The 15,034-nt window shown below is 74.5% G+C and carries 12 protein-coding genes and 1 pseudogene; 2 read left to right on the top strand and 11 right to left on the bottom strand.

The genetic code is table 11. The annotated features are described in order from the left end of the window. Window positions 1–445: pseudogene (locus ACFQLX_RS25015) on the bottom strand (hypothetical protein); the annotation flags it as partial. Between the two features lie 149 nt (window positions 446–594). Here ACFQLX_RS25015 and ACFQLX_RS25010 point away from each other — a divergent pair. Beyond that, window positions 595–2,853 (top strand): MFS transporter, encoded by a 2,259-nt coding sequence (locus tag ACFQLX_RS25010; RefSeq protein WP_386418729.1) that lies wholly within the window; start codon window positions 595–597, stop codon window positions 2,851–2,853. Window positions 2,854–2,907: 54 nt separating this feature from the next. Here the strand turns inward: ACFQLX_RS25010 and ACFQLX_RS25005 are convergent, their stop codons facing one another. The 10 genes from ACFQLX_RS25005 to ACFQLX_RS24960 form a co-directional block, all read right to left on the bottom strand. Continuing rightward, entirely contained in the window at window positions 2,908–3,423 is a 516-nt protein-coding gene (locus ACFQLX_RS25005; protein WP_386418727.1) for a GNAT family N-acetyltransferase, read from the bottom strand. Continuing rightward, window positions 3,420–3,794: an antibiotic biosynthesis monooxygenase family protein gene (locus ACFQLX_RS25000; protein ID WP_386418725.1), complete on the bottom strand. Its 375-nt coding sequence runs from the start codon at window positions 3,792–3,794 to the stop codon at window positions 3,420–3,422. The genes ACFQLX_RS25005 and ACFQLX_RS25000 overlap by 4 nt, the downstream gene beginning before the upstream one ends. Before the next feature lie 82 nt (window positions 3,795–3,876). Further along, on the bottom strand, window positions 3,877–5,112 hold the full coding sequence (locus ACFQLX_RS24995) for a S8 family peptidase (RefSeq protein WP_386418724.1): 1,236 nt from the start codon (window positions 5,110–5,112) through the stop codon (window positions 3,877–3,879). 224 nt (window positions 5,113–5,336) lie between these two features. Further along, window positions 5,337–6,866 (bottom strand): UDP-N-acetylglucosamine 1-carboxyvinyltransferase, encoded by a 1,530-nt coding sequence (locus ACFQLX_RS24990; protein WP_386418722.1) that lies wholly within the window; start codon window positions 6,864–6,866, stop codon window positions 5,337–5,339. Window positions 6,867–6,936: 70 nt separating this feature from the next. Beyond that, window positions 6,937–7,809, bottom strand: a complete 873-nt coding sequence (locus ACFQLX_RS24985; protein ID WP_386418720.1) for an ECF transporter S component — start codon at window positions 7,807–7,809, stop codon at window positions 6,937–6,939. Further along, on the bottom strand, window positions 7,806–9,524 hold the full coding sequence (locus tag ACFQLX_RS24980) for an ABC transporter ATP-binding protein (RefSeq protein WP_386418718.1): 1,719 nt from the start codon (window positions 9,522–9,524) through the stop codon (window positions 7,806–7,808). Before ACFQLX_RS24980 ends, ACFQLX_RS24985 begins: the two co-directional genes overlap by 4 nt. Next, the gene (locus ACFQLX_RS24975; RefSeq protein WP_386418717.1) at window positions 9,521–10,771 is read right to left on the bottom strand and encodes a CbiQ family ECF transporter T component; all 1,251 of its coding nucleotides are present in this window, start codon (window positions 10,769–10,771) and stop codon (window positions 9,521–9,523) included. Before ACFQLX_RS24975 ends, ACFQLX_RS24980 begins: the two co-directional genes overlap by 4 nt. Then, the gene (locus tag ACFQLX_RS24970; RefSeq protein ID WP_386418715.1) at window positions 10,768–11,424 is read right to left on the bottom strand and encodes an SCO2322 family protein; all 657 of its coding nucleotides are present in this window, start codon (window positions 11,422–11,424) and stop codon (window positions 10,768–10,770) included. Before ACFQLX_RS24970 ends, ACFQLX_RS24975 begins: the two co-directional genes overlap by 4 nt. Further along, a complete protein-coding gene (locus ACFQLX_RS24965) occupies window positions 11,421–12,641 on the bottom strand; it encodes a prenyltransferase/squalene oxidase repeat-containing protein (RefSeq protein ID WP_386418714.1) in 1,221 nt (406 codons plus the stop codon). The genes ACFQLX_RS24970 and ACFQLX_RS24965 overlap by 4 nt, the downstream gene beginning before the upstream one ends. Before the next feature lie 571 nt (window positions 12,642–13,212). Beyond that, a complete protein-coding gene (locus tag ACFQLX_RS24960; RefSeq protein WP_386418713.1) occupies window positions 13,213–13,794 on the bottom strand; it encodes a TetR family transcriptional regulator in 582 nt (193 codons plus the stop codon). Between the two features lie 129 nt (window positions 13,795–13,923). Between ACFQLX_RS24960 and ACFQLX_RS24955 the strand changes: the two genes are divergently transcribed. Beyond that, the coding region (locus ACFQLX_RS24955) for a glycosyltransferase family 4 protein (RefSeq protein ID WP_386418711.1) at window positions 13,924–15,034 on the top strand (1,111 nt) is incomplete at its 3' end.

Genomic DNA, 15,034 nt, shown 5'->3' with positions numbered 1-15,034 from the left:
GCTCGTGGCGCGCCTGCGCCCGGCCGCCGACGGGCCGCCCGCCGATGGGCCACCCGCCGCCGGGCCCGTGCGGCGCCGGTCCCGCGACCGGATCGAACTCGGCGGTGTCCTCGAAGACCCCCGCCCCGTTCTCGAAGAGGTGCAGGTCCTCCGGAGCGGGCGCCGAAGGCGTCGCGGCCTGGTCGGGCAGCAGCGGCTGCACCGTGTTCCCGACGGTCGACACGGGCGCTTCGGGGCCGGGTGCGACGTACGGGCGTACCGGCGGCGTCGCGGTCGCCGGCGGGATCGGCCCCTCGTCGGTGACGGCGGGCATCGCCACGGTCGCCGCCCCGTCATCGGTGTGCGGGGCGCTCCCCGGGGCCGCCTCCAGGATCGCGCAGCCGCAGCCCGGCGTCCCGTATGCGTTCACCGGCGCACCGCACTTCGGGCATGCCTGATCGTTCACCGTGCGGGTCTCCTCGATTCGAATGCCTAGCGATTATGCAGAACGGGGTGGTTCACTGCCCAGGGCCCCCAGGTCTCGATGCGGCTCCACCTCCGGCCCCCGGCCGGCCTCGGGAGGCCGGAGGTGGACAAACGGGCGAGTATGGGGTCATGGGACGAGAACAGGCCGACGGTGAGGGTCTCGACGGCGAGCGGAGCGCGGACGCGGAGAGCGGCGCGATAGCCGGGGGCCGCCCGGCCGCACCCGGCGGCGAGGCCCGTAGCACCGACCCCCGCACCGACCCGGCGGCGAGTCCCCGCACCGACCCCTCCGGCGACCCCCTCAGCGACCCCGCCACCCACCGCAGCACGCTGATCTCCATCGCCGCCCTCCTCAGCGGCATGCTGCTGGCGGCGCTGGACCAGACCATCGTCTCCACCGCGCTGCCCACCATCGTCAGCGACCTCGGCGGCCTCGAACACCTCTCCTGGGTCGTCACGGCCTACATGCTCGCCGCCACCGCCGCCACCCCCCTGTGGGGCAAGCTCGGCGACCAGTACGGGCGCAAGAAGCTCTTCCAGTCCTCCATCGTCATCTTCCTCATCGGCTCCGCCCTGTGCGGCATGGCCCAGAACATGGGCGAGCTGATCGGCTTCCGCGCCCTGCAGGGCCTGGGCGGCGGCGGCCTGATGGTGCTGACCATGGCGATCGTCGGCGACCTCGTCCCGCCCCGCGAACGCGGCCGCTACCAGGGCCTCTTCGGCGCCGTCTTCGGCGCCACCAGCGTCCTGGGACCCCTCCTGGGCGGCTTCTTCACCGAACAGCTCAGCTGGCGCTGGGTCTTCTACATCAACCTGCCCATCGGCGCCGTCGCCCTCCTCGCCATCGCCGCGTTCCTGCACATCCCGCGCCACCGCACCCCGCACCGCATCGACTACGCCGGCATCCTCCTCATCGCCACCTTCGCCACCGGTGTGGTCCTGGTGACCTCGCTCGGCGGCACCACCTGGGACTGGGGCTCGGTGCAGGTCATCGGCGTCGCCCTGCTGGCGGCGGCGGCGCTGGCGGCCTTCGTGTACGTGGAGGGGCGGGCGGCGGAGCCGGTCATGCCGCTGCGGCTGTTCAAGCTGCGCAACTTCACCCTGTGCTCGGTGATCGGCTTCGTCGTCGGCTTCGCGATGTTCGGCGCGATGACCTACCTGCCCACCTACCTGCAGGTCGTCCGGGGCGTCTCGCCGACCATGTCCGGCGTGCAGATGCTGCCCATGGTCATCGGCCTGCTGATCGCCTCCATCGGCTCCGGCCAGCTCATCACCCGTACCGGCCGCTGGAAGGTCTTCCCCGTGCTGGGCACGGGCATCACCGCAGTCGGCCTGCTGCTGCTGCACCAACTGGAGCCGCACTCCAGCGGTTTCGCGATGGACGCCTACTTCTTCGTCTTCGGCTTCGGCCTCGGCCTGGTGATGCAGGTCCTGGTGCTGGCCGTGCAGAACGCCGTCGGCTACCAGGACCTGGGCGTCGCCACCTCCGGCGCCACCTTCTTCCGCTCCATCGGCGCCTCCGTCGGCGTGGCGGTCTTCGGCACCATCTTCACCAACCGCCTCACCCACCACCTGGCGGACGCCCTGCGCGGCAAGCAGCTCCCGCCCGGCACGGACCAGGGCGCCCTGATGGCCGACCCCCGCTCCCTGGCCAAGCTCCCCCCGGCCCTGCAGGGCGACGTCATCGACGCGTACTCCACCGCCATCACCGACGTCTTCCTCTACGCCGCACCGGTGGCCGTGGTCGCCTTCGTCCTGTCCTGGTTCCTGAAGGAGGAGCCGCTGCGCGGCCACGCCACCGTCCCCGACGCCAGCGAGACCCTCGCCACCAACCCCGTCGAGCGCACCTCCCGCGAGGAGCTGAGCCGCGCCCTGACCACCCTCAGCAGCCGCACCGGTCGCCGCGAGCTCTACCGCGACATCACCGCGCGCGCCGGCCTGGACCTGGAGCCGGCGGCGAGCTGGATGCTGCTGCGGCTGCTGCGGTACGGGTCCACGGAGCCGGTGCTCCTCGCCGAACGGGCCGACATCCCCATCGCGGTGGTGACCTCCGCCGCCCGCCAGCTGGAGGAGCGCGGCTACGCCGCCCGGCGCGGGCTGCCCCTGACGCTCACCGATGAGGGCGTCGCGCCGGCGATGGCGCTGGCGCAGGCCCGCGAGGACGCGATGGGGGAGCTGCTGGGCGACTGGTGGGGCGCGGAGCGGCCGACCGATCTGACGGCGCTGGTCAGGGAGTTGTGCGGGGAGCTGAACGGCAGCGACGAGGAGGCCCCGTACGAGAACTTCCCCCGCCGCGCCCTGGTCCCGGGCTCCGACGCGGACGGCGGCCACGACCTGGACCACCACCGCAGGCACGGGCAGGACGGGGACTACCGGCGCGGGGAGTAGGCGGGGGCGGGGCGCCCGGACCTCTCCGGACGCCCCGCCCCGCTCCCGGCCCGCTCAGACGTCCAGGTCCTTCGCGAAGCAGTGCTCCGCCCAGTCCTCGTCGATGTACCTGGGGATCTCCGCGTACCCGTGCGACGCGTACATGCCCCGCGCCTCCGTCAGCACCGTGCGGGTGTTGAGGATGATGCGGCGCGCGCCCAGCAGCACGGCCTCCTCCTCCGCCGCGAGCAGCAGCCGGCGCCCCAGGCCCCGGCCGCGCGCGGCGGGGCGGACATAGATGCGCTTGAACTCGCAGGTCCCCGGGGCCTCGGTGAGGGCGCGCACGCCCGCGAAGCCCAGCAGGGTGTTGTCGGTGTCCCGGGCGCCCAGGAACACCCCGTGCGGCGGGGCGAGTTCGCTGCAGTCGTCCCAGGCGATGGCCTCGCGCAGCTCCTCGTCCGTCGCGGGGCGGCCGAAGATGCGCTCGCCGGTCTCGGCGAAGTACTCCCACACCGCCTCGGCGACCTCGGCGCCGTCGTACGGCTCGGGAGCCAGCACGACGGTGGAGAGGGTGCCCGCGCCCGCGGTCACGCGCCGGCCCCGGGACCGGCGCTCTGCACCACCTCGAACGACCACAGCTGCGAGCCGGACGCCGCCGGCCGCTGGGGCTGCCCGCCCTCGCCGCTGCCCTCGCCGCCGCCCTCGCCGCCGGGCCGGCCGCCCGCCGCGCCACCCTGGTGTGCCGCCTTCATGGGACCCTCCATCCACGCCTGGAAGGAAGCCTCGTCTCTCCACCGCGTATACACGAGATACCGGTCGGTGCCCTCGACCGGCCGCAGCAGCTCGAACCACTCGAAGCCGTCCGACCCCTCGACGGCCCCCGCCCGCGAGGCGAAGCGCTTCTCCAGCACCTCGCGCTGCTCGGCCGGGACTTCCAGCACGTTGATCTTCACGACAGACATGTGCCCAGCGTCTCACGCCGTACGGGCGCGGGTCTTCCGGGTTCGCGGACGGGTCCCCCGGGCGGGGGCCCGTCCGCGCGGGTCACAGACCGCCGGTGTACGCCAGCAGGTTCGGGGTGCCCGAGAGGCTGCCCTTGACCGCGCCCGCTGTGGCGCCGGAGGTGAGCCAACCGCTCAGCGCCGCCTGGCCGGTGTCGCCGTTGGCGCTCTTGTAGAGCGCCGCGATGCCCGCCACGTGCGGGGTGGCCATCGAGGTGCCGTTGAACACCGCGGTGGTGTTGTTCGGCTGGGTGGAGAGGATCGACGAGCCGGGGGCGTAGAGGTCGACGCAGGCGCCGATCGAGGAGTAGCTCGCCCGGTTGTCGCCGCTGTCCGTGGCGCCGACCGCGGTGGCCTGCGGCAGGGCGCGGGGCAGCCGGTCGCAGGAGTCGGTGCCGGTGTTGCCCGCCGACGTGGCCAGGAAGACACCGGAGTCCATCATCCCGGTCAGGGCGGCGGCCAGGGTGGCGTCGTAGGACCAGTTCCAGGAGGTGTTGGCCACGGCCGGCTTCTGGGCGTTGGCCGTCACCCAGTCGACCGCCTTGATGGTGGCGGAGGTGCGGCCGGTGCCGCGGCAGTTGAGGATCTTCACCGCGTGCAGCCGGACGCCCTTGGCGACGCCGTACGTGGTGGAGCCCACCGTGCCCGCGACGTGCGTGCCGTGGCCGTCGCAGTCGGTGTTCTTGGTGTCGATGACGTTCAGGTCGAACTGGGCGCGTCCGCCGAAGTCCGGGTGCGTGGTGTCGATGCCGGTGTCGATGACGTACGCGTGCACGCCGGAGCCGTCGGCGGTGGAGGTGTAGCTCGCCGAGAGGGGCAGGGCGCGCTGGTCCACGCGGTCGATGCCCCAGGAGGGCGGGTTGGCCTGGGTGGCGTCCAGCGCGTTGTCGACCCAGGAGTCCTGGGCGATGGACACCACGGCCGACTGCCGGGCGAGCGCCTTGAGTTGGCCCTCGTTGAGGTCGGCGGCGAAGCCGTCGACGGCGGCGTCGTAGACGTGGCGCGGGCTCACCGACAGGGCGCGGGCCAGGCCGCGGGCGTCGCTGCCGGGCTTGAGCCGGACGATGTACGAGCCCTCGATGGCCCGCACGCCCGGCTCCGCCGGTGCGGCGGTGACGGGCGCCGGGGCGCGGTCGGCCGGGGAGCCGGCGGCGGCGCCGCCCGGCAGGGCGAGGACGCAGAGCGCGGCGGCTGTGCCGATTGCGCCGGCTGTGCCGATCAGGCGGGGCAGCGGGCGGCGGCGGGGGGTGGTGCCGTCGGAGCTGTGGACACGGGGCAAGGTGGAACTCCTCGTCCGGGCTGGTCGGTTGGGGAACGCTTCCCTCTCGGGTTGGCGAGAGATTACGTGCCCATGCCATCCCGGGGGAAGGGCGCCGGGGTGACGATGATCACCGCCGGCGCTCTTGACCGCCGGGTCCCCGCCCTGCGTCCGCCGCCCGTACGACAGGACCCGGCGGTGCGACCGGAGTCGCCCCGCCGGGTCCTGGCCCGTGGGGTGGTGCCTCAGATGTCCCGGAAGGTCTCGATGCGCGCGCCCACCGAGTTCAGGCGGTCGGCCAGGGACTCGTAACCGCGGTTGATGACGTAGACGTTGCGCAGCACCGAGGTGCCCTCCGCCGCCATCATGCCCAGCAGGACGACCACCGCCGGGCGCAGCGCCGGCGGGCACATCATCTCCGTCTCGCGCCAGCGCGTGGGGCCCTCGACCAGGACGCGGTGCGGGTCCAGGAGCTTCACCGAGGCGCCCAGGCGGGTCAGTTCGGTGAGGTAGATCGCGCGGTTGTCGTAGACCCAGTCGTGGATCAGCGAGGAGCCGTGCGCGGAGGCCGTGATGGCCGCGAAGAACGGCACGTTGTCGATGTTCAGGCCGGGGAACGGCATCGGGTGGATCTTGTCGATCGGCGCCTGGAGCTTCGAGGGGCGGACCGTGAGGTCGACCAGCCGGGTGCGGGCGTTGTTCGCCACGTACTCCGGGCTGCGGTCGTGGTCCAGGCCCATCTCGTCCAGCACGGCCAGCTCGATCTCCATGAACTCGATCGGCACCCGGCGGATCGTCAGCTCCGAGGAGGTCACCACGGCGGCCGCCAGCAGGCTCATCGCCTCGACCGGGTCCTCGGAGGGGGAGTAGTCCACGTCGCGGTCGATGTCGGGAACGCCGCGCACGGTCAGCGTGGTGGAGCCGATGCCCTCGACCTCCACGCCCAGCTGCTCCAGGAAGAAGCACAGGTCCTGGACCATGTAGTTGGAGCTGGCGTTGCGGATCACCGTGGTGCCGTCGTAGCGGGCGGCGGCCAGCAGCGCGTTCTCCGTCACCGTGTCGCCGCGCTCGGTCAGGACGATGGGGCGCTGCGGGGCGATGCCGGGCTCGACCTCGGCGTGGTAGACGCCGTCGGTGGCGGTGACGGCCAGCCCGAAGTGGCGCAGGGCGCTCAGATGCGGCTGGACGGTACGGGTGCCCAGGTCGCAGCCGCCGGCGTAGGGCAGCTTGAAGCGGTCCGTGCGGTGCAGCAGCGGGCCGAGGAACATGATGATGCTGCGGGTGCGCACCGCCGCCTCGGCGTCGATGGACGCCAGGTCCAGCTCGGCGGGCGGGATGATCTCCAGGTCGCCGCCGCCGTTGATCCAGCGGGCCTTGACGCCGATGCTGCCCAGTACTTCGAGGATCCGGTAGACCTCCTCGATCCGCGCCACCCGCCGCAGGACCGTGCGGCCGGCGTTGAGGAGCGAGGCGCACAGCAGGGCGACGCAGGCGTTCTTGCTGGTCTTGACGTCGATGGCGCCGGAGAGCTGACGGCCGCCCGATACCCTCAGGTGCATAGGGCCGGCCGTGCCGAGCGAGACGATCTCGCTGTCCAGGGCGGCGCCGATCCGCGCGATCATGTCGAGGGAGATGTTCTGGTTGCCGCGCTCGATGCGGTTGACCGCGCTCTGACTGGTACCGAGGGCTTCGGCGAGTTGGGACTGGGTCCATCCGCGGTGCTGGCGGGCGTTGCGGATGAGGAGGCCGATGCGTACGAGGTAGTCGTCTGCCATGGGGCGAACGTATCTCAGATGTGAGATGGGCACCGCCGGATAGGAATGAACTATTCCGCCTCCCGGGTGCCTATTCGAAGCGGACCGGCGTGCCGAACGCGGCCCTGCGCGTCGCCCGGCGCAGGGCCTTCAGTACGGGGGCCCCCACCACCAGGGTGCACGCGAAGGTCGTCAGCGCCCGGCCGAGATCCCAGCCCATCGACGTGGCCAGGCAGTATGCGAGGAAGCGGCCGAGGTTCTCGCCGACCGCGCCGCCGGGTACGAAGGCGAGGTCCGAGGGGAGTCCCCGGGTCGTCAGCGGCCAGCCCTGGAAATTCATGATCAGCCCATAAGCGAAGGCCGCGATTACTCCATACGAGGCAAGCAGCCACACCTCCGCGCGGCCCCGCAGCCGCTCGGCCCCGGGCAGCAGTCCCGCCCCCAGGCAGACCCAGCCCATCGACAGCATCTGGAACGGCAGCCACGGCCCCACACCCCCGGTGAGCAGCGCGGAGGCGAACATCGTGGTGGCGCCCAGCACGAAGCCGAAGCCCGGCCCCAGGACGCGGGAGGCCACGATGAGGAGGAAGAACATCGGCTCCAGGCCGGCCGTTCCGGCCCCGAGCGGGCGCAGGGCGGCGCCGACCGCCGCCAGGACGCCGAGCATGGCGATGGACTTGGCGTCCACGCCGGCCGCGGCGGGAAGGGCCGCGCCCGTACTCCTGTCGGCTGCCGTGCCGGCGTCTTCTGCCGCCCGGCCGTCGAAGAGCACCCCCATCAGCACCGCGAGCAGCAGCGGCAGCAGCAGCGCGAAGAGCCAGGGCGCCTCGGCGGCGTGGTCCACGGAGGTCTGCGCGGAGGCGAGCAGCGGCCAGCCGAAGGCGGCGACGCCGGTGAGGCTGACCAGGGCCAGCGCGGCACTCGCGCGCGGGCCCAGGCGGACGGGGCGGGCGGCGGTCGTCACGCCGCCTCCAGCGCGCGGCGGATCTGCGGCACCGTCAGCCACGGACCGCTCCCGATGATCTTCGTGACCTGGGGGGCGAAGGCCGGCGAGGAGACCACCACCTCGGCCATCGGCCCGTCCGCTACCACCTCGCCCTCGGCGAGGATGACGACCCGGTGGGCGACGTCGGCGGCCAGCTCCACGTCGTGCGTCGCCAGCACGACCGCGTGCCCGCGCGCCGCCAGCTCGCGCAGCACGCCGGCGAGGCGGTGCTTGGCCGCGTAGTCCAGACCGCGGGTGGGCTCGTCGAGCAGCAGCAGCGCGGGCTCGGCGGTGAGGATCACCGCGAGGGCGAGCGCGAGGCGCTGCCCCTCGGAGAGGTCGCGCGGGTGCGCGGCGTCCGCGAGGCCCGGCAGCAGTTCGTCCACCAGCGCCCGGCAGCTTCCCGCCGCCGCGCCGGCGTCGCGGTCGGCGGCCGCGCACTCCCCGGCCACCGTGTCGGCGTACAGCAGGTCGCGGGGGTCCTGCGGTACGAGGCCCACGCGGCGCAGCAGCTCGCGCGGCGCGGTGGTGCGCGGCGCGGCGCCGCCCGGCAGGCGCACCCGGCCCGCGCTGGGCGCCTCCATGCCCACCAGCGTGCGCAGCAGTGTGGACTTGCCGGCGCCGTTGCGGCCCATGAGGGCGACGGTCTCGCCGGGGGCGAGGGAGAGCGTGACGTCGCGCAGCACCTCGGTGCGGCCGCGCCGCAGGGTGACGCCGTCCAGGACGGCGGCGGGGGTCGCGCCCGTTGTCCCGGAGGCAGAGGCGGGGGCTGCGGCGGTCTGCGGCCTGCGGCGGAAGAGACCGAAGCGCTTTGTCGACACGGGGAGTCGGGGCGGCTCGACCGTACGGGCCGGCGCGGCGGGCTCCTGCGGCGTCACCTCCGCCAGCCGCTCCCGCAGCGCCCCGGCCCGGCGGCGCGCGTCGCGTACCGACAGCGGCAGCGGCGTCCAGCCCGCCAGCCGCCCCAGCGAGACCACCGGCGGATACACCGGCGAGACGGCCATCATCTCCGCCGGGGTGCCCGTCACCGGCGCCGCGCCCGCCTCGGGCAGCAGCACCACCTGGTCCGCGTACTGCACCACCCGCTCCAGCCGGTGCTCCGCCATCAGCACCGTGGTGCCCAGGTCGTGCACCAGCCGCTGGAGCACCGCGAGGACCTCCTCCGCCGCCGCCGGATCCAGCGCGGAGGTCGGCTCGTCCAGCACCAGCACCTTCGGGTGCGGGGTCAGCACCGAGCCGATCGCGACGCGCTGCTGCTGCCCGCCGGAGAGCGAGGCGATCGGCCGCTCGCGCAGCTCCGCCAGGCCCAGCAGGTCGAGGGTCTCCTCGACCCGGCGGCGCATGGTGTCGGCGGGCAGGCCCAGGCACTCCATGCCGTACGCCAGCTCGTCCTCCACCGTGTCGGTGACGAAGTGCGCCAGCGGGTCCTGGCCCACCGTGCCGACCAGGTCGGCCAGTTCGCGCGGCGGGTGCAGCCGGGTGTCGCGCCCGCCGACGGTGACCCGGCCGCGCAGGGTGCCGCCGGTGAAGTGCGGGACCAGCCCGCTGACCGCGCCCAGCAGTGTCGACTTGCCGACCCCCGAGGGGCCGACCAGCAGCGCCAACTCCCCTTCCGGGATGGCCAGGTCGACGCCCCGCAGCGCCGGGGCGGCCGCGCCGTCGTAGGTGACGGAGACGTCTTCGAAGCGGATCACGCGGGGGACTCCTTGCGCGGCGCGGGGGGCGGGTCGTACGAGGTGTCGGACGGGGTCGGCCCGGGGGAGGGCGGCGTCCGCGGGGGGATGGGCGCGACGAAGGCGGGGAGAAGGCCCAGGAGGAGGCCGGCGGCCGGCCACAGGGGCAGCTCCGGCGCCCGCAGCGGTACGACGGGCGGGTTGAGGGCCCCGGGCGCGTACCGCGCCGCGTACACCGTCAGTGCCGCCACCGCCGCGCCCGAGCCCGCCACCAGCCAGGAGCGCGTGCCGAAGCGGTCGGGCCGGTACACGGTGCGCACCGCCCGCCGCCCGCCCAGCCGCAGCCCCGCCAGCGCGGCGGCCAGCCCGAGCACCAGCACCGGCAGCCCGTAGCCCGCGCCCTGCGCCGCCAGCAGTCCGTACGTCCCCGCGCACACCCCCAGCAGACCGCCGACGGTGAGCGCGGCGGTGGTGCGGCGCACCCCGCGCGCCACCTCGGCGCGGCGCCCGTAGCCGCGCGCGTCCATCGCGGCGGCCAGCGCCACCGAGCGCTCCAACGCCCCCTCCAGCACCGGCAGTCCGACCTGGAGCACCGAGCGCACCCCCCGGTCGCCGCGCCCGCGCAGCCGGCGCGCGGCGCGCAGCCGCACCACGTCCGCGACGAAGTGCGGGGCGAAGGTCATCGCCACGACCACCGCCACCCCGGCCTCGTACAGCGCGCCCGGCAGCGACTTCAGCAGCCGCGCCGGGTTGGCCAGCGCGTTGGCCGCGCCCACGCAGATCAGCAGCGTGGCCAGCCGCAGGCCCTGGGTGAAGGCGAAGTTCAGCTGCTCGGCCACCACCCGGCCGCCCAGCCGGATCCCCATCGCCCAGTCGGGCAGCGGGACTTCGGGCAGCGTGAAGAGCACATGCGTGCCGCCGACCGGGGAGCCCAGCACCACGGTGAAGACCAGCCGGATGACGAGCACCGCGAGCCCCAGCTTCAGGAACATCCCGTAGGCGCGGGCCCACGGGGCGTCCGTGCGGCGCGCGGCGACCACGTATCCCGCGACCCCGACGAGCAGGCCCAGCAGCAGCGGGTTGGTGGTCCGCGAGGCGGCCGCCGCCAGGCCCAGCGCCCACAGCCACCAGGCCGCCGGGTGCAGGGCGTTGGAGCGGTGCGCCTCGGGGGCGCGCAGGGCGGCCAGGCGGTGGCGGGCGGTGCGCCCGGTGTGCCCGGTGCGCCCGGCGGCTCGGGCGGGAGGCAGGGCGCCGGCTGTCCGCGTCATCCGCGCCGGCGCCTGACCTGCCAGAGCGTCGCACCGGCGAGCACCGCGAGGGCCGCCGCGCCGGCGAGCAGGCCGGCGGAGGGGCCCTCGTCGGCTGCCGGGTCGGGCGCTGCTTCGGCGGGCTTGTCCGACGCGGGCTTCTTCTCCGACACCGTCTCCCCGCAGCCCGTACGCGGATAGCCGGCGATGGCGCACAGCAGGCCGTTGTCGCCGAAGCGCAGCGGCTCCGCGACCGTCGCCAGCGCGTCGGCCGCCGTCGCGTCCTGGGCGACGAGCGCGCAGGCGGTGCGCGGCTTGGGGGGTACGGCGCCGTCGGCCGAGTCCGCTCGGGTGCCGAAGTCCAGGACGAACGCCACCCGTTTGCGGTCCGCCGCGGGTTTCGTGTCCGCGCACAGCGCCGCGAAGTCCGCCCCGCCGCGCGGGCGGGTGGCGTCGGCGGAGTCCTCGCTCACCGCGAAGCGGAAGCCGACCACGTCGCCGTCGGCGGGGCGGGCGGTGCCGGGGCCCTGCTGGGCGTAGGCCCAGGCCGCCCCCTCGCGCTCCCAGAAGGACCAGTAGCGGTAGCCCGCCGCGTGCGCGGGCCCCGCGCCCACCGCCGCCAGGAGGGCGGCGAGGGGCGCGAGGACCGCGAGCGCTCTGGTGGTACGGGTCACGGCCGGGCGTTCTTCTTGCGCATGCTGGCCAGCAGGCCGCCGCCCACGCCGGCGACCAGGCCGACGCCCAGGATGATCCAGGTCGTGGCGCCGAAGCCGCCGTCGTCCTTCTTCTCCGCCGCCGCCGGAGCCACCGTCTTCGCGGGCGCCGCCTGCGGCTTGGGGCCGGTCGCGTCGAGCGCGGCGAGCAGGTTCGTACCGGCGAAGTCCTTCGGGTCCTTGCCGACCGCCCTGACCGTCAGCACCAGCGTGCCCAGCGCGGCCGGGCTGTCCTTGGTCCACGCGGCGGCGTTCTTCTCCAGCCAGGCGTACGGCTCCAGCGCGGCGCTGCGGTGGCCGCCGGCCGCCAGCGCGAGGGTCGCCCAGGCGGTGGTGTTCGGGTCCGGCGCCTTGCCGCTGAGGTCCTTCAGGAAGCCGCCGTTGGCGGCGATCCGCCCGGCCAGGAAGGCGTCGGCGGCCTCCGCGGCGTCCTCGGGGGCGCGGTCCTTCGCGCAGATGGGGGCCTTGACGGGGGTGTCGCCCTTGGCCGCCTCGTCCGCGACGAGCGCCCCGCTGCCGCGGGCGGCGAGGGCGGCGGCCGCCGTCGCGTACTCGTTGGCGTAGAGCTTGCCCTTGTCCGGTGTGAAGGCGTACGCGCCCTGGTCGGCGGCCGGGGCGTCGCAGGGGAGCTGCAGGGCGGCCAGCGCGTCCAGGGGCGACTTGCCGCCCTTGCGTATCTCCGCGGGCTTCTCGCCGGCCGCGGTCAGGGCGCCTACCGCCACCGCGGTGGAGTTGGCGTCGCTCGCGCCGCCCGGGTTGTAGGGGAAGCCGCCGTCCTTGTTCTGGATACCCTTGAGCCAGGTCAGCGCCTTGGCCGTCACCGCGTCCTGGCCGCCGAGCGCGGCGAGCGCCTGCACGGCCATCGCGGTCGCGTTGCTGTCCTCCGTCTTGGCGTCGCAGGCCCGCGCGGTGTCCTTGCGGTACGCGGCGAAACCGCCGTCCGCGCACTGCTGGCCCGTCAGCCAGGCGACGGCCTCCTTCGCCGGGACGGTGCCCACGGCGTCCTGGGCCAGCATCGCCAGGGAGGTGCGCCAGACGCCGTCGTACTGCGCGTCGGCGGTGCCGTAGGGGCCGGGGGTCCCGGCGGCGTGGGCCGCGGGGGCCGCGGTGAGGCACAGGGCCGCGGCGGCGGTGGTCGCCGCGAGGGTGGTGCGGGTGGTGGTGAAGCGGGGAGCCATGGGTGGCCGGTGCCTTTCCTCAGGAGGGGCGGCACGGCGCCGGCCTGCGGCAGCCTCGGGGACGGGGCTTGCTTGTGGGCGCCGGGCTCGGCCCCGTATACCTCGACGGGGGTGGGCCGCCCGTGGTCGGGCGGTGCCGGGAGCCAATCGTGTCCGTCGCGGGTACTCCGGCTCACGGGCCGCGGGGCGGCACGTACACGGTTGCGGGTCAGCGCCGGGGTTGCACCGGACTTCCCCCGCGGGGACGGGAACACCTTACCTGCGGCTTCGCGGGGCGGGGCGGGGGCGGGGCGTGATCTGCGCTGCATCCGGGGCGGGGGCTCTTCGCGTCGGGGGGCGGGCTTCTTCGCGTTGGGGGCGGGGCCTCTCCGCGACAACTCCGAAAAGCCATAGGGATGTACTTGCCATCGGTCGATTTGCTGCTCTGTCGGGGGCCTGCGTTGCGGTGCGTCTTTTCGGAGTCGTCGCTCCGGGCCCCTCACACGGGTAGGCCGGGTGCGGGTGCGCTCGGGGGCGTGTCGGTACGGGAGTCCTGGCCGGGGAGGGCGGGGCGTTCCTGGTCTGCGCCGCTCTACTGAGGGGGTAGGTCCGCCAGTCTGCAGGCCGTTTCGATGTCCTGGTGGACCTGGGGGATGGTGGCGCGGCCTGCCAGCCAGGTGATCAGGGTGGCGTGCCAGGTGTGCTCTATGACGCGGACCGCTGCCGGGTGGGGCTCGGTGGGCGACATCGCGTCCACGATGATGGTGGTGGTGAGGCGGGAGACCTCGTCCACGTCCGGGCTGGCCGCGCGGCCCGCGGAGTGCAGGGCGCGGAGCATCGCCTCCGCCAGGTGGGGTTCGCGTTGCAGGGCGCGGAACGCCCGCAGGAGGGTGGAGGCTACCCGGCCGCCGGGGGTGGGCTCCGTGGGAGGGCGTTCGCGCAGCGTCTCGTGCAGGAGGGTCAGGCGGTCGTGGAGCGCGGCCAGCAGCAGGTGCACCTTCGACGGGAAGTAGCGGTAGAGGGTGCCCAGCGCCACGTTGGCGCGGTCCGCCACCTCCCGCATCTGCACCGCGTCGAAACCGCCGCTGTTGGCGAGCTCGGCCGTGGCCGCCAGGATGCGACCGCGCCGGGCCTCCTGCCGCTCGGTGAGCGTGCCCTCCGTGGTGTGAATCACCTGATCACCGCCGCCCCCAGGCTCTACCTGCCGGTAGATTCATGACTTCGATCGACCCGTCTGAAACTTGTTCTACATTAGCGTGAGCGGTTACGCTCCGGCAGAACCGCAGTGAGAAGGGGGCCACGCGTGCCTGCTGAGCAACCACTGCGCATCGCCCTGCTCAGCTACAAGGGGAACCCCTTCTGCGGCGGCCAGGGCGTCTACGTCCGCCACCTCTCCCGCGAGCTGGCCCGCCTCGGCCACCGCGTCGAGGTCATCGGCGCGCAGCCCTACCCCGTGCTCGACGAGGGCGTCACGCTCACCGAGCTGCCGAGCCTGGACCTCTACCGCCAGCCCGACCCGTTCCGTACGCCCGCGCGCGAGGAGATCCGCGACTGGGTGGACGCCCTGGAGGTCGCCACCATGTGGACCGGCGGCTTCCCCGAGCCGCTGACCTTCAGCCTGCGGGCCCGCCGGCTGCTCGCCGCCCGGCGCGGCGACTTCGACGTCGTCCACGACAACCAGACCCTCGGCTACGGGCTCCTCGGCGGCCCCCGGGTGCTGGGCGCCCCCCTCGTCACCACGATCCACCACCCCATCACCGTCGACCGCCGCCTGGAGCTGGCCGCCGCGGCGGACGCCAAGCGCCGCCTGTCCGTGCGGCGTTGGTACGGCTTCACGCGGATGCAGGGCCGGGTCGCCCGGCGGCTGCCGTCCGTCCTCACCGTCTCCGGGTCCTCGCGGGCGGAGATCACCGCCGATCTGGGAGTGCGGCCCGAGCGCGTCCACGTCGTGCCCGTCGGCGCCGACGTCGAGCTCTTCTCGCCCGACCCCTGTACCGCCGAGGTCCCCGGCCGCATCGTCACCACCTCCAGCGCCGACGTACCCCTGAAGGGCCTGGTCCATCTCGTCGAGGCGCTCGCCAAGCTCCGTACCGAGCGGCCCGACGCCCATCTGGTGGTGGTCGGCAAGCGCGCCGACGACGGGCCGGTCGCCGCCGCCATCGAGCGCTTCGGCCTCCACGACGCCATCCGCTTCGTCAAGGGCGTCTCCGACGCCGAGCTGGTCGACCTGGTGCGCGGGGCGCAGGTCGCCTGCGTGCCGTCGCTGTACGAGGGCTTCTCGCTGCCGGCCGCCGAGGCCATGGCCACCGCCACCCCGCTGGTCGCCACCACCGGCGGCGCCATCCCCGAGGTCGCCGGACCCGACGGCGAGACCTGCCTGGCCGTCCCGCCGGGGGACGCGGGCGCCCTGGCCG

This window comes from Streptomyces polyrhachis, from assembly GCF_042663125.1.
In the GTDB taxonomy this organism is placed as follows: Bacteria; Actinomycetota; Actinomycetes; order Streptomycetales; family Streptomycetaceae; genus Streptomyces; species Streptomyces polyrhachii.
The sequence above is the reverse complement of the archived record's forward strand: the minus strand, read 5'-3'. Positions and strand labels throughout refer to the sequence as shown.

Bases quoted from the DNA above. Each gene is read 5' to 3' on its own strand.
- ACFQLX_RS24975 (WP_386418717.1), bottom strand. From the start codon at position 10,771: ATGACGCGGACAGCCGGCGCCCTGCCTCCCGCCCGAGCCGCCGGGCGC.
- ACFQLX_RS25000 (WP_386418725.1), bottom strand. From the start codon at position 3,794: ATGTCTGTCGTGAAGATCAACGTGCTGGAAGTCCCGGCCGAGCAGCGC.
- ACFQLX_RS24990 (WP_386418722.1), bottom strand. From the start codon at position 6,866: ATGGCAGACGACTACCTCGTACGCATCGGCCTCCTCATCCGCAACGCC.
- ACFQLX_RS25010 (WP_386418729.1), top strand. From the start codon at position 595: ATGGGACGAGAACAGGCCGACGGTGAGGGTCTCGACGGCGAGCGGAGC.
- ACFQLX_RS24965 (WP_386418714.1), bottom strand. From the start codon at position 12,641: ATGGCTCCCCGCTTCACCACCACCCGCACCACCCTCGCGGCGACCACC.